The organism is Pseudomonas sp. UF-293, assembly GCF_058245595.1.
The window spans coordinates 1-13,958 of the sequence record NZ_JBSICA010000042.1; the positions used below are offsets into that span (position 1 = coordinate 1).

Here is a 13,958-nt window from a genome sequence, read left to right on the forward strand (position 1 = left end):
CGGTGGATCAAGATCAAAAGCTTTACTCGAGCTAACGCTCATCGGGTGTAGGAGCTGCCGAAGGCTGCGATCTTTTGACTTTGCTTGTGCTTTTCTGTGGGAGCGAGCCTGCTCGCGAAGGCGGCCTGACAGCCAACCAGTTTCTTCCTGATGTACATCAATCCTGTGGGAGCTGGCTTGCCAGCGAAGGCGGCCAGTCAGCCAACAACGCTCTGCCTGACTCACCACCTGCGCAACCAATCTCTTGCTCTTTTCACTCCGGCACAAGCCTGTCCAGTACGCGGTTGACCGCCAGTTCGCCCAGCATGATCACCTGTTGTATCCCCAGCAGGGAGCTGCGCTGTGGTCCATCGATAAATCCGGCGAGGTCGCTGGCCATGATGCTCGCCGAGGCCAGTGATTCGCAGGCATGGACCAACAGGGTTTCGTTGTCCGCAGCCGGGTCGACGAGGAACAGGGTGCTGGGTTTGCGCGGTGCGGCGGGGTCTTTGATGAGGCGGGGGTTGAGGTAGTAATCGATGGCGCGGTCGGCGGCTTCCTTGAGCTTTTGCGCTTCGACGAGCGGGTCGGCGAAGGTTGGGTCGGCAAGGGGTGGATCGGGCGTTATCTTTTTCACGGGCTCAGTCTCCTGATGGAGTAGGGCCGCAACCGGTTCGCGACTAAACGAAAGGGAGGCAGCTGCACGCAGGTTAGTCGACCGATGAGCCACGAAATCGGCGCGCCCGAAGGCGCCCTGCGCACAGCCACCATCAAGTGCAGGTATGCAATACCTGGCTGACAGGAACCTGTGCGTCGTGGACAAGCGGGCGACTAAACCCGACCACTGATGAGCAGTGGCAGGCAAACGATAGAACCCGCGCCCCAAGCGCACAAGCCGGCGGATTCTGGCGTAGCCGTAGGCAACGGCGCAAGGATTTGTGGGCGGTTGCGAGGTAACGGGGCGTGTGTTTAAACGGCTGGTTTAAGCGCTGCGATAGATCGGTTGAATCGCCGAACGCTTTCGCGAACAGGCTCGCTCCCACAGGGACGGCGGTTGTCCTCAGGAACCGTGAACACCGCCGAATCTGTGGGAGCGAGCGTGCTCGCGAAGGCGGTGCGTCAGTCAAAAAAATCCTGACTGACACACCGCTCGGCCCTCACAACTGATAACTGAAACTGATGCTGTAACGCGGCTTGCGATTCAGCGTATCCAGCGCTTCATCCGACATGGCCTTCGCCACTTCCAGGGCGACGTTGTAGTACTTGGCATCGCCGAACCTCAGTCCGAGCGCGGTGGATGACAGGTTGTTGGCCTGCACCGGCAGTTGGTTGAACCAGCTGCGCGAGCGGTCGACGACGACGTAGGGTTGCAGGATGCGCACCCAGTTGCCGTCGCGGTTGAAGCTGTAGTTGACCTCGTAAGCCACGCCCCATCCCTTGTCGCCCGAGGCCTGGTCGTCGGGGTAGCCACGGCCGAAGTTCTGCCCGCCGAATACGGCGCGTTCGCTGTCGGGCAAGGTGTCGTCGCTCCAGTACAGCGCCGCCGAGAGCACGCCTTGCCAGTTGTCGAGAAACTTGTCGCTCTGCACGCCGGACAGGCGCACGCGGAAGAAATCCAGGTCGATGTCGTCATAGTTGGTGCTCGCGCCGAGGCTGTCGAAGCCCTGGTAGACGCCGGCGCTGAGGATGCGCAGTTGGCGGGCGTCGGCCTTGCGCCAGTCGCCTTCGAAAGCCAGGGCGCGGACGTCGGTGCGCAGTTCGGTGCTGAAGGGAAAGTTGATGCCGTCGTAGCGTGTCTTGTCGTCGACCGCATACAGGCGCGAGCCGGCGGTCAGCAGTTCGTTGGCGGAGGCGATCAGGGGCGTGCTGAAGCCGATCGAGTAGCGATCGTTCTCGCGGTGGGTACTCAGGCGTCCGCCACCGCCGACCAGCACTTCGGTGTCCGGGTCGGCGCGGTAACGCGAGGCCGAGACGTTGAGTTGGGTGCCCTCGGTATCGAGGAACTGGCTGTAGTCGAGACGGTAGTAATGCTCTTTGTCGTCGCCCGGTGGGAACAGGCCGCTGAGGCTCAGCTGTTCGCCCATCGAGGTCTGCGAATTGCTGCTGACACCGAGCAACGCCTGCGGGCCGTTGCGGTTGTCTTCGGTGGTGCTCAGGGTGCTGGTGAACGGTTTGCGACTGGCCTGGGCAACCAGAGTGGTCGCGCCATCGGTGGTGCCCGGCGGTGGCACTTGCGCTTGAATGGTTACGCCTGGAATGCGGCTCATCAGCGTGGTGTAGCGCTCGAAGGTCTTGCGCGTCAGCGGGCGTTCGGCCTGGATTTTCGCGGCGAGTTTGTCGAGCAGGCCTTTGACCCGGCCGATGTCGCCCTGCATCTGGATATCGCGCACGTAGCCTTCGACCAGCACTACCCGCGCCACGCCGTCATCGAAGTTCTGCTGCGGCAGGAACGCGTAGGACAACAGATAGCCGTCCTGCTGATAGCGGCGGGTGATGTTGCGTGTGGCTTCGATCAGTTCGGCAAGGCTGGCCTGGCGGCCGATCAGGGGCTTGTAGATTTCCGCGAGTTCGTTGAGCGGATAGATCGTGCCGCCTTCGATCTGCACGGTCTTGAGGTTGACCTTGGTTTCCATCAGCAGTGGCTGTGCGGCGGTCGCGCCCGGATCGGGCACCTGCAGCGGCGCCGCACTCGGCCGATAGGCGTCGGCGGGCAGGTTGGGTACGGGCAGGTTGCGGATGGTTTCGTTGCTGTTGAGAAAGCTGGGCAAGGTGTCGGCGAGGGCAGCGGAACTGAGGCTCAGGCACAGCAGGGATGCCAGTACGCGCATAGGACACTCCATGGTCAGAACACAGCACAGGGCAGGTTTTTCCTTAGAAAAAAGGCGGAAGACTCGTGGGAATCTTCCGCCCTCAACCAAGCGTAGGCGCTGTAGGTAAGGCCGTCGAATCGGCCAGGTGCAATTTAGCGTTTGTTGCCGCCCAGCGCGCCGGTCAGGCCGCCGAGTACCCCGCCCAGACCACCAGTTGTGCCGCCAGTTGCAGTGCCGCCGTTGACCAGACCACCGACCGCTGCCACGGTGCCGCCGACGTTGGTGACCAGGCCGCCGACTGCGGTGGTGACCGGATTGTTGGTGGCGGCAATCGCGCCGCCAAGGCTGCCCACCGCAGCACCGACCTGTCCGGTGATACCGGCAACCGGAGTGCCGAGACCGGTAGCGGCGCCGACCTGTTGAGTGACAGTGGTGACCGCGCTGGTGACCGGATTGAGGCCTGTACCGACTGCGGCGCCGACGCTGGCCAGCGGTGAAGTGGTGGCAGTGATCGGTGTGCCCGAGCCGCCGAGTACGGTGTTGAGCGAAGCAATCGTGTTGCCCAGCCCGCCAGCGGTGACGCCGCCGGCACTGACCACGCCGCTGGTGCTGCCGGCATTCAGGCCGCTGCCGACGTTGACCACCGCACCACCGACAGTTTGCAACAGGCCGGTGCCACCAAGACCACCACCGATGCCGCCAGTACCCGAGCCAGTGCCATTCGACACCAGGCCACCCGCTTTGCCGACCGCCGTGCCGGTGTTGCTCAGCGCGCCGCCAAGGGTGTTGGTCAGGGCATTGCCGCTGCCTGCGTCGGTGACTTTGCCGCCGACGCTGTTCACCGTGCCGCCCACCTTCGAAATCACCCCTTTGAGCGGATCACCCAGGCCGGTGGCATCGCCGAGTTTGTCGGTGGTGCTTTCGACCATGGCGATCACCGGCACCAGGCCGCTGCCGACCTTGTTGGTCAATTGGCTGGTCGGGCCGCTGGTCAGTGAGGTGTTGAGGGTGTCGCCAAGCATGGTGACTTTTTCGCCGATGCCATCGACCAGCGGCGCCCCGCGGGTGACTACACCGCCAACGACGGGAACGCTTCGGGTCGCTGTGTTCAGTTTGACGCTGAGGTCCGACACGCCGTTGCCAACATCGGAAACCACACCGCCAACCGAGGCCACGGTGGTGGTCAGTCCGTTGGGGTCAGTGGCCAGTTTGCCGATGCCATCAGTGACGCCATCGCCCAGGGTGCTGACAACGTTGCCGGTGGTGTTGGCCAGGCTCTGGACGATACCGCCAGCGACTGGAACCGTGCTCAGCGAATCGCCGATCTGGCCGACGCCATCGCCGGCACCGCTGACGGTTTTGCCTACATCCTGCACCAGCGTTGTGGTCACCAGCGAAGGTGTGACCGGGTTGGTCGGGGTGGTGGGATCGGTCGGATCTGTAGGGTTGGTTGGATTGGTCGGATCGGTGCCGCCGCCGGTTCCGCCGGTTCCGCCGGTTCCGCCAGTGCCACCGGTACCGCCTCCAGCGCCGCCAGTGCCGGCAGTGTCACCGCCGGTTCCGCTACCCGCGCCACCGCTGCCATCGGTGCCCGCCGTGCCGTCCGCCGTCGAACTGCCCGAGCTGCTGCGATGACCGCCACCGCCGCTGCTGCAGCCGACGAGGCCAACCGAAAGAATCAGTGCCAGCGCGATTGCCGATTTGGACCACATCACTTGAGTTTTCATGATTGAGATTCCTGCACCTGTCACAACGTTACGTTGCCTTCGATGGCTCGCCGATCTGTCGTCGGCGATGCCTCGTCCGTGGCTGTAATCTCAGTCGAGGGCAGGTTTTTCACCATTCTCAAGTTGGTATTAACCCCTTTATATAGAGGGCCTGGCGCAATGCCGAAGGACTAATACCCAGGTAATAAACGGGCAAAAAAAAGCCTTGATATTCAAGGCTCGGTTTTTTGCGAAGCGGCGGGCAGGGCGCGGAAAAACTTAAGTGATATATACACAATTAACAGGCTTTTGCGCCCCGCCAGATCAGGCGATCGGTTGCCATTGACCGACCATATGTTCCAGATCGCCGGCACCGATCAGGCGCAACTCACCGCTGGAGCCTGCGGCACTGGCCAGCAATGTCACTTCACTGGGCAGGCGCACCGGTTTGCGAAAGTGCACGGCGATTTCCAGGTTGGCTTTGGGCAGATGATCGGAGAGAGCCGCCAGTGTGCGCGCCTTGTTCCATAGTCCATGCGCGATCGCCGTGGGAAACCCGAACAGCTTGGCGCTCGCCGCACTCAGGTGAATCGGGTTGTAGTCGCCGGAGACTTTCGCATACTGGCGACCGATATCGGCCGGTGCAGTCCAGCGCGTCACTTCGAGCAGATCCTGTGACGGCTGCCAGTCCTGCGCCAGCGCCTCGCCTTCGAGTTTTACCCCGCGACAGAGCATGCGGCTTTCGGCTTCCCACAGTGGCCCGAGTTGATCGTCCAGGGTGGTGAGCAGATCGAAGGTTGCGCCTTTGGCGTGCGGTTGCAGGTTGTGCACGCGCACGCTGACTTGCGCGCGACTGATCGCGCCCATCGGCCGTAACACGCGAATGCGGTTGCTCAGGTGAATCAGCCCCAGCAGCGGGAACGGAAAGTCCCTGGCCGTGAGCAATTGCATCTGCAAGGCGAAGGCGAGGATGTGTGGATAGGTCGGCGGCAGCAGGCCGTCATCGACGAAGCCGCAGACTTTGCGATAGGCCGCCAGTCGTTTGCCGTCGATATCGACCCAGCAGCGCAGCCCGCTGTCGGGCAGTTGCGTGCCGGTGATTTTGCGTCGCGTCGCTGCCCGCGAGTACAGCGCGGGCAGGCTCGGTTCGCGATCCAGCGTGTGCCATTCGATGCTCATGCTCAAGCCCCCAAAACGCTTTGCCCACAGACCCGCAACGCCTGCCCGGTGAACGCGCCCGTGCCCGGTTGCGCCAGCCACGCCACGGCTTCGGCGACGTCCTGCGCCAAGCCACCCTGGCCCAGCGAACTCATGCGCCGCCCGGCTTCGCGCAGGCCGAACGGAATGTGCGCAGTCATTTGCGTCTCGATGAAACCGGGGGCCACGGCGTTGATGCTGATGCCACGTTCCAGCAGCGCCGGCGCCCATGCCTGGGCCAGACCGATCAGGCCAGCCTTGCTCGCCGCGTAGTTGGTTTGCCCGCGATTGCCGGCGATGCCGCTGATCGAGGCGAGCAGGACCACTCGTGCGTTATCACGCAGGGTGCCGCTGTCGAGCAGGGCCTTGGTCAGCACTTGCGGAGCATTGAGGTTGACGGCCAGCACCGCGTCCCAGAATTCCGGGGTCATGTTGGCCAGGGTCTTGTCGCGGGTGATCCCGGCGTTGTGCACAAGAATGTCGAGGCCGTCGGGCAGGTGTTCGATCAACTGTGGGGCGGCGTCATCGGCGCAGATATCAAGGGTGATCGCCCGGCCGCCGAGCCGCGCAGCAAGGGCCTCGAGGTCGGTCTTGGCTGGCGGTACATCGAGCAGAATCACCTCGGCGCCATCACGCGCCAGGGTTTCGGCAATCGACGCGCCGATGCCGCGTGCAGCACCGGTGACCAACGCCTTGCGCCCGGCCAGCGGGCGGGTCCAGTCGGTGACCGGCGTGTCGCACGCGGTCAGGCGAATCACCTGACCGGACACGAAAGCGCTTTTCGGCGAGAGGAAGAATCGCAGCGGGCCTTCCAGTTGATCTTCGGCACCTTCGCCGACGTAGATCAATTGCAAGGTGCCACCGCCGCGCAGTTCCTTGGCCAGCGAACGCGAAAAGCCTTCAAGTGCCCGCTGCGCGCTGGAGGCGAACGGATCACCCAGACTTTCCGGCGCGCGGCCGAGGATCACCAGATGCGCGCTATGGTCGAGGTTCTTCATCAATGGCTGGAAAAATTCGCGCAGTTGCTTGAGTTGGTCGGTGTGTTGCAGAGCGCTGGCGTCAAACACCACTGCTTTGATTTTCGGCCCGTGGCCGGGGATCCACGCGGTGGCCAGCGAGGGCTCGGTGCCGTAGCTGTAGATCGCGTCGGTCAAGCGATTGGCGAACCCGCTGATCCGTTCGGCCAGCGGCCCGCCACCGATCAACAGGGCGCCCTCGATCGGCCGCAGACGCCCCGCCTGCCAGCGTTCCAGCCGCACCGGCGACGGCAGGCCCAAGGCCCCGACCAGACGATGGCCGAAGGATGAGTTGGCGAAGTCGATATAGCGGTCAGACATGGAACGCTCTCCAGAAGTTGGGGTTCAAAGTGTGGACTGTCTACGGCAATCAATCGTTCGATCGGCGCAATTAGGCCTACGCTTGAACACTCAGGTTTAGCAGGTCTTGCAGATAAATGCGGTTCATGTGGGAGCGAGCCTGCTCGCGAAGGCGCTGTACCAGGCGCTGAAGAGGCTGAATGTGCCGTCCTCTTCGCGAGCAGGCTCGCTCCCACAGGGATTGGGCAAATTTCGACCATTTGGAACAGGAGCTTTTCATGACCCAGCTGCGCCGCGTCGCGATCATCGGCGGTAACCGCATTCCTTTCGCCCGCTCCAACGGGCCGTACGCCACGGCCAGCAATCAGGCGATGCTCACCGCCGCGCTGGAGGGCCTGATCGAACGCTACAACCTGCACGGCCAGCGCATCGGCGAAGTGGTGGCGGGCGCGGTGCTTAAATTGTCACGGGATATGAACCTGACCCGCGAATGCGTGCTCGGCTCGCGCTTGTCTCCGACGACACCGGCCTATGACATCCAGCAAGCCTGCGGCACGGGTCTGGAAGCGGCGCTGCTGGTGGCCAACAAAATAGCCCTCGGCCAGATCGACTGCGGCATTGCCGGCGGCGTCGACACCACCTCCGACGCGCCGATCAGCGTCAGCGAAGGCCTGCGCAGGATTCTTCTGCAGGCCAACCGCGCCAAGAGCACCGGCGACAAACTGAAAACCCTTTTGCAGTTGCGGCCCCGGCATTTGATTCCCGAATTCCCGCGCAACGGCGAGCCGCGCACCGGCCTGTCGATGGGCGAGCACTGTGAGCTGATGGCGCAGACCTGGAATATCCCCCGCGAAGAACAGGATCAACTGGCTCTCGAAAGCCACCACAAGCTCGCTGCCTCCTACAGCGAAGGCTGGCACAACGATCTGATGACGCCGTTCCTCGGCCTGACCCGTGACAACAATCTGCGCCCGGACCTGAACCTGGAAAAACTCGCCACGCTGAAACCGGCGTTCGAAAAAAGCGCCAAGGGCACACTGACGGCGGGTAACTCTACGCCGCTCACCGATGGCGCTTCGGTGGTGTTGCTCGGCAGTGAGGAATGGGCCAAAGAGCGCGGCTTGCCGATATTGGCTTACCTGCGCGACGGCGAAGCGGCGGCGGTGGATTTCGTCAATGGTGCCGAGGGCCTGCTGATGGCGCCGGTGTACGCCGTACCACGCTTGCTGGCGCGCAACGGCCTGACCTTGCAGGATTTCGATTACTACGAGATTCACGAAGCGTTCGCTGCGCAGGTCCTGTGCACGCTCAAGGCCTGGGAAGATCCCGAGTATTGCAAAACCCGCTTGGGTCTCGACGCACCGTTGGGGTCGATTGATCGCAGTCGGCTCAATGTGAAAGGCAGTTCACTGGCGGCGGGGCATCCGTTTGCCGCGACGGGCGGGCGCATTGTCGCGAACCTGGCCAAACTGCTGGATGCGGCGGGCAAGGGCCGAGGGTTGATTTCGATCTGTGCAGCGGGCGGGCAGGGTGTCACCGCGATTATCGAACGTTAAGCAGTATTCCAATGTGGCAGCGAGCCTGCTCGCGAAGCAGCCGGGTCAGCGTCATTCTCTGCTGACAGGCCGCTTTCGCGAGCAGGCTCGCTGCCACAGGGTTTCCGATGCATGTGCATGTCAGATTCTGTCGCAAATGCCCTTGCCGGCCGATACCAATCAATGCCACGGTCTCGGCTATGATTCGCCCGGGTCGCTGCGATTGATCCGGCACAGTGTGTGCATCCTCAAGGTTCACAGGTCGGCAACCCCTCCCCGTCGGGCGAGGATTGCCGTATAACGAGTGACATTCGCGTGTTTGGTAATAAAGGACCCACAATAAAAGCTGATGAAGACTCCAAAACGCATTGAACCCCTGATCGAGGACGGTCTGGTCGACGAAGTGCTGCGCCCACTGATGAGTGGCAAAGAGGCAGCTGTTTATGTAGTGCGCTGCGGCAATCAGTTACGTTGCGCCAAGGTCTACAAGGAGGCGAATAAACGCAGTTTCCGCCAGGCGGCCGAGTATCAGGAAGGCCGCAAGGTTCGTAACAGCCGTCAGGCGCGGGCCATGGCGAAGGGGTCCAAGTTCGGTCGCAAAGAGACCGAAGACGCCTGGCAGAACGCCGAAGTAGCGGCGCTGTTCCGTCTGGCCGGCGCCGGTGTGCGAGTGCCCAAACCCTATGACTTCCTCGACGGCGTGCTGTTGATGGAACTGGTGGCCGACGAATTCGGCGACGCCGCGCCGCGTCTGAACGATGTGGTGCTGGAGCCTGATCAGGCGCGCGAATATCACGCGTTCCTGATTTCGCAGATCGTCTTGATGTTGTGTACCGGTCTGGTGCACGGTGACCTCTCCGAGTTCAACGTGCTCCTGACACCGACCGGCCCGGTCATCATCGACCTGCCCCAGGCAGTCGACGCTGCGGGCAACAACCATGCGTTCAGCATGCTCGAGCGTGACGTTGGCAACATGGCTTCGTACTTTGGCCGTTTCGCGCCGGAATTGAAGAAGACCAAGTACGCCAAGGAAATGTGGGCGTTGTACGAAGCCGGCACCTTGCACCCGAACAGTGTGCTGACCGGCGAGTTCGACGATCCGGAGGACCTGGCGGATGTCGGCGGGGTGCTGCGCGAGATCGAAGCGGCGCGCCTCGACGAGGAACGCAAGCAGGCCATTCGCGCGGCGGACGACGCGCCGAAAGGCAAACCCGAAGAACCGCCTCCACCGCCGTGGATGCAGTGATCTCGTGATGAAAAGCCCGGCTTCGGCCGGGTTTTTTGTGCCTGCGCACTTTCCGCAAACGCGAGCGTGCCCTTGTAGGAGCTGCCGAAGGCTGCGATCTTTTGCCTTTGCTTCAAGGACAAGATCAAAAGATCGTCCGAACGCGGCCCGAGCCTTCGGCAGCTCCTACAAGGACCGTATGTGAGTACCCCACGCAACACCCACCTGATCGTAAGCGCCCGGCTGATCTCTGATTTCGGCGCCTTCCTCAACATGGTCGCGCTCGCCACCTACGTCTACCTGCTGAGCAACAGCGCCATGAGCGTCGGCATTTTCCTTGCCTGCCGTGTCGGTGGCGGAATCTTCGCCAGTCTGATTGGCACACGCTTCTACCGGCGCTTGCAGGGCCGCGCGCCGCTGATTGCGTTCGATCTGTTGCGCGCTGCACTGCTGGGGCTGCTGTTGATCACCCCGGCCAGTCAGCAGGCGTGGCTGTTGCCGTTGATTGCCTTCGGCCTCGGTCTGGGTAATTCGATGTTCGCCATCGGCCTCAACAGCCAGTTGCCGCGCTTGATCGAGCCGGCGCAATTGATCAAGGCCAACGCCTGGATCACTTCAGCTTCTTCAGCAGCCATGGTTGGCGGCAGTCTGGTGTCGGGGGTGCTGGTGGCTGCTTTTGGTTTCGAAACGGTCTTCGCCCTCAACGCGCTGACCTATTTACTCGCGGCGCTGCTGATCGTGCCGCTGCGTTTCGAAAAAACCGATATCAGCGAACAGCCGGAGCGCGGTGAATGGTCTGCACTGCGGCAAGGCCTTCGTTCGGCGCCAGTGGTCGCGGCCATGCTCGCGGTGACCATGGCCGACACCTTGGGCAGCGCCGCGCACAACGTCGGCTTCCCGATCATTTCGAAACTGCTCACGCCCGAGGCGGCGAGTGCGACCTTGGGCCTGGCGCTCGCGGTATGGGCCAGCGGCAAATTGCTCGGCGCGCGCATTGCCAGTCACCTCAAGGGCTCGGAGAACAGTCACCTCGAAAGAAGATTTTTCTGCGGCGTGGCGTTGATGTCCTGCGGTTTCATTCTGATGTTCCAGCAGCACAGCCTCGTGGGCCTGCTGCTGTTTGCATTGCCGGCGGGGCTCGGCGATGGCGTGTCCGAAGTCAGCCTGATGTCTCGGCTGCAACGGGAACCTGCGGCATTGCGCCTGCCGATTTTCAGCGTGCTGACCTTGCTGCAGATGAGCGGTTTCGGCATCGGCATGCTGGTCGCCGCGCCGTTCTATGCGTGGTGGACGCCGGGGGCCGTGGTCATGCTGTTCCACGGCATCCCGCTCGGCACCCTGGGCGTGGTGACGCTGTTGCGGATCAGGCGCGGGCGGGTTGCGCGCAGCAGCCCGACGCCAGTTCCTTGAGGATCGGGCAGTCCGGGCGATGGTCGCCGCTGCAATGCTCGACCAGATCCTGCAGGGTGTCGCGCAACTCGCCTAGCTCGCGGATCTTCTGATTCAGCTCGTCGATGTGCTGGCGCGCCAGGGCCTTCACGTCGGCGCTGGCGCGCTGGCGATCCTGCCAGAGGGTCAGCAGCTTGCCGACTTCCTCCAGGGAAAAGCCCAGATCCCGCGAGCGCTTGATGAATGCCAGTGTGTGCAGGTCATCGCTGCCGTACACGCGGTAACCGCTGTCGGTGCGATTGGCCGCTTTGAGCAGGCCGATCGACTCGTAATAGCGGATCATTTTTGCACTCAGGCCACTTTGTCGGGCCGCTTGGCCGATGTTCATCGGTGTTCCTCCAGGTCCTTGGGTTTCCAGGTTTTCAACAGTAGCGCATTGCTCACCACGCTGACGCTCGACAGCGCCATCGCCGCACCGGCCAGCACCGGATTGAGGAAGCCGAACACCGTCAGCGGAATGCCGATCAGGTTGTAGACAAAGGCCCAGAACAGGTTCTGGCGAATCTTTGCGTAGGTCTTGCGGCTGATCTCCAGCGCTGCCGGCACCAGTCGCGGATCGCCGCGCATCAAGGTGATGCCGGCCGCGTGCATGGCGACGTCGGTGCCGCCGCCCATGGCGATGCCGATGTCGGCAGCGGCGAGGGCCGGGGCATCGTTGATGCCGTCGCCGACCATGGCGACCACGCCGGTTTTCTTCAGCTCGGCGACGGTCGCGGCTTTGTCGGCAGGCAGTACTTCGGCGTGGACATTTTGGATCCCCAGAGCCTCGGCCACCACCCGTGCGCTGCCACGGTTGTCGCCGGTCAGCAGGTGGCTGTGGATATCCCGCGCGGCGAGTTGTTGCACCGCCTGCAGGGCGCCGGGTTTGAGCGTGTCACCGAAGGCGAACAGACCCAGAACCTTCGGCTGAGGACTTTGCTCAATCAACCACGACAGTGTGCGGCCTTCGCGTTCCCAGGCCTCGGCGGATGCGCGCAAATCGCCGGCACTCAAAGCGCTTTCGTCGAGCATCCGCCGATTGCCCAGCGCCAGGCGCCGGCCATCCAGCGTGCCGGCGATGCCGCGCCCGGTCAGCGCCTGGCTGTCGCTGACATCGGGCACGTTCAAGCCGCGTTCGGCGGCTGCATCCAGCACCGCTTTGGCCAACGGATGCTCGCTGCCGCGCTGCAAGGCACCGGCCAGTGTCAGCAGATTGTTTTCGTCGCCGTCGACCGCGCTGAAGTGCGCGATACGCGGCGTCCCCGAGGTCAGCGTGCCGGTCTTGTCGAACACCACACTGTTGACTTCGTGGGCACGCTCCAGCGCCTCGGCATCCTTGATCAGAATGCCGTGGCGCGCCGCTACGCCGGTGCCGGCCATGATTGCCGTCGGGGTGGCGAGGCCGAGGGCGCACGGGCAGGCGATCACCAGCACCGCGACGGCATTGATCACCGCAGTTTCCAGCGGCGCGCCGTACAGCCACCAGCCGATCAGCGTGGCCAGGGCGATCAGCAACACGGTCGGCACGAAGATCTGGCTGACCTTGTCCACCAGTTTCTGGATCGGCGTTTTCGCCGCTTGCGCGTCCTCGACCAGGCGAATGATCCGCGCCAGCACGGTTTCCGCGCCGAGCGCCTGGGTGCGCACCAGCAAACGACCTTCGCCATTGATCGCGCCGCCGGTGACCTTGTCGCCCGGTTGTTTCGGCACCGGCAGGCTTTCGCCGCTGATCAGCGCCTCGTCCGCGTGGCTCTGGCCTTCGACGACTTCGCCATCGACCGGGAAGCGTTCGCCGGGTTTGACCAGCACCAGATCGTCGAGGCGCAGGGCGCTGATCGCAACGTCCTGCTCACGCCCGTCGACCACTTGAATCGCGCGCTCCGGCCGCAGTGCTTCAAGGGCGCGGATGGCGCTGGCGGTCTGGCGTTTGGCGCGGCTCTCGAGGTATTTGCCGAGCAGCACCAGGGCAATGACCACGGCCGAGGCCTCGAAATACAGATGCGGCATGCGTCCGCCGGCGCTGGCCCATTCATAGACGCTCAGCCCATAACCGGCGCTGGTGCCGAGGGCGACGAGCAGGTCCATGTTGCCGGCGCCGGCGCGAACGGCTTTCCATGCCGCGACATAAAAGCGTGCGCCGAAGATGAATTGCACGGGGGTGGCGAGGGCGAATTGCGCCCAGGCCGGGAGCATCCAGTGAATGCCGAACGGTTGCAGCAACATCGGCAGCACCAGCGGCAGGGCGAGGGCGATCGCACAGATCAATGCCCAGCGCTCGCGGTGCAGGCGTTTTTGCTGGTCATCGGACTGTGGCCGTTCGGCTTGCCAGACGCTGGCCGAGTAACCGGCCTTGCTCACGGCGTCGAGCAGGGTTTGCGCATCGACCTGGCCGAGCAATTCGATGTGCGCACGTTCGTTGGCCAGATTGACGCTGACGCTGCTCACGCTTGGGACTTTGTTCAGGGCACGTTCGACGCGGCCGACGCAGGACGCGCAGGTCATGCCGTCGATGCTCAATTCGACGGTTTGCCGGGGCACGCTGTAACCGGCGCGCTCCACGGCCTGCATCAGCGCCGGCAGGCTGTCGCCGGGCGCCTGCACCCGGGCCTGTTCGGTGGCGAGGTTGACGCTGACGGCACTGGCGCCGCTGACCTTGCGCAGCGCCCGCTCGACGCGCCCGGCGCAACTGGCGCAGGTCATGCCGGCAATCGGCAGATCGAAAGTGGTGGATTGGGACATCGGTCGCGCTCCCTGTAGTGGAT

10 protein-coding genes are annotated in these 13,958 nt (G+C 63.4%); 3 read left to right on the plus strand and 7 right to left on the minus strand.

The window, feature by feature from the left end; translation table 11 throughout:
* Positions 1-253 precede the first annotated feature (253 nt).
* The 5 genes from AC4IHP_RS25930 to AC4IHP_RS25950 all read right to left on the minus strand — a co-directional run bounded on the left by AC4IHP_RS25930 (position 254) and on the right by AC4IHP_RS25950 (position 7,029).
* Positions 254-616, minus strand: a complete 363-nt coding sequence (locus tag AC4IHP_RS25930) for a DUF6124 family protein (protein ID WP_129998110.1) — start codon at positions 614-616, stop codon at positions 254-256.
* A 520-nt stretch (positions 617-1,136) separates the two neighbouring features.
* Positions 1,137-2,807 (minus strand): ShlB/FhaC/HecB family hemolysin secretion/activation protein, encoded by a 1,671-nt coding sequence (locus tag AC4IHP_RS25935; RefSeq protein WP_490833089.1) that lies wholly within the window; start codon positions 2,805-2,807, stop codon positions 1,137-1,139.
* Between the two features lie 134 nt (positions 2,808-2,941).
* Entirely contained in the window at positions 2,942-4,516 is a 1,575-nt protein-coding gene (locus AC4IHP_RS25940; protein WP_490833090.1) for a collagen-like triple helix repeat-containing protein, read from the minus strand.
* A 303-nt stretch (positions 4,517-4,819) separates the two neighbouring features.
* Positions 4,820-5,674: a MaoC family dehydratase gene (locus AC4IHP_RS25945; RefSeq protein WP_252877383.1), complete on the minus strand. Its 855-nt coding sequence runs from the start codon at positions 5,672-5,674 to the stop codon at positions 4,820-4,822.
* Positions 5,675-5,676: 2 nt separating this feature from the next.
* Positions 5,677-7,029: a 3-oxoacyl-ACP reductase gene (locus tag AC4IHP_RS25950; RefSeq protein ID WP_490833091.1), complete on the minus strand. Its 1,353-nt coding sequence runs from the start codon at positions 7,027-7,029 to the stop codon at positions 5,677-5,679.
* A 257-nt stretch (positions 7,030-7,286) separates the two neighbouring features.
* On the opposite strand from AC4IHP_RS25950, the gene AC4IHP_RS25955 reads away from it, so the two are divergent.
* The 3 genes from AC4IHP_RS25955 to AC4IHP_RS25965 all read left to right on the plus strand — a co-directional run bounded on the left by AC4IHP_RS25955 (position 7,287) and on the right by AC4IHP_RS25965 (position 11,178).
* A complete protein-coding gene (locus tag AC4IHP_RS25955) occupies positions 7,287-8,564 on the plus strand; it encodes an acetyl-CoA C-acetyltransferase (protein ID WP_490833092.1) in 1,278 nt (425 codons plus the stop codon).
* Between the two features lie 328 nt (positions 8,565-8,892).
* Positions 8,893-9,789, plus strand: a complete 897-nt coding sequence (locus AC4IHP_RS25960) for a PA4780 family RIO1-like protein kinase (RefSeq protein ID WP_016771829.1) — start codon at positions 8,893-8,895, stop codon at positions 9,787-9,789.
* A 180-nt stretch (positions 9,790-9,969) separates the two neighbouring features.
* Complete coding sequence (locus AC4IHP_RS25965; protein ID WP_490833093.1) at positions 9,970-11,178, plus strand: MFS transporter; 1,209 nt, start codon at positions 9,970-9,972, stop codon at positions 11,176-11,178.
* Here the strand turns inward: AC4IHP_RS25965 and cueR are convergent.
* The gene (gene cueR / locus AC4IHP_RS25970) at positions 11,132-11,545 is read right to left on the minus strand and encodes a Cu(I)-responsive transcriptional regulator (RefSeq protein ID WP_016771827.1); all 414 of its coding nucleotides are present in this window, start codon (positions 11,543-11,545) and stop codon (positions 11,132-11,134) included. The genes AC4IHP_RS25965 and cueR overlap by 47 nt on opposite strands.
* Positions 11,542-13,935: a copper resistance metal-translocating P1-type ATPase CueA gene (gene cueA / locus AC4IHP_RS25975; protein ID WP_490833094.1), complete on the minus strand. Its 2,394-nt coding sequence runs from the start codon at positions 13,933-13,935 to the stop codon at positions 11,542-11,544. The genes cueR and cueA overlap by 4 nt, the downstream gene beginning before the upstream one ends.
* Positions 13,936-13,958: the final 23 nt, after the last annotated feature.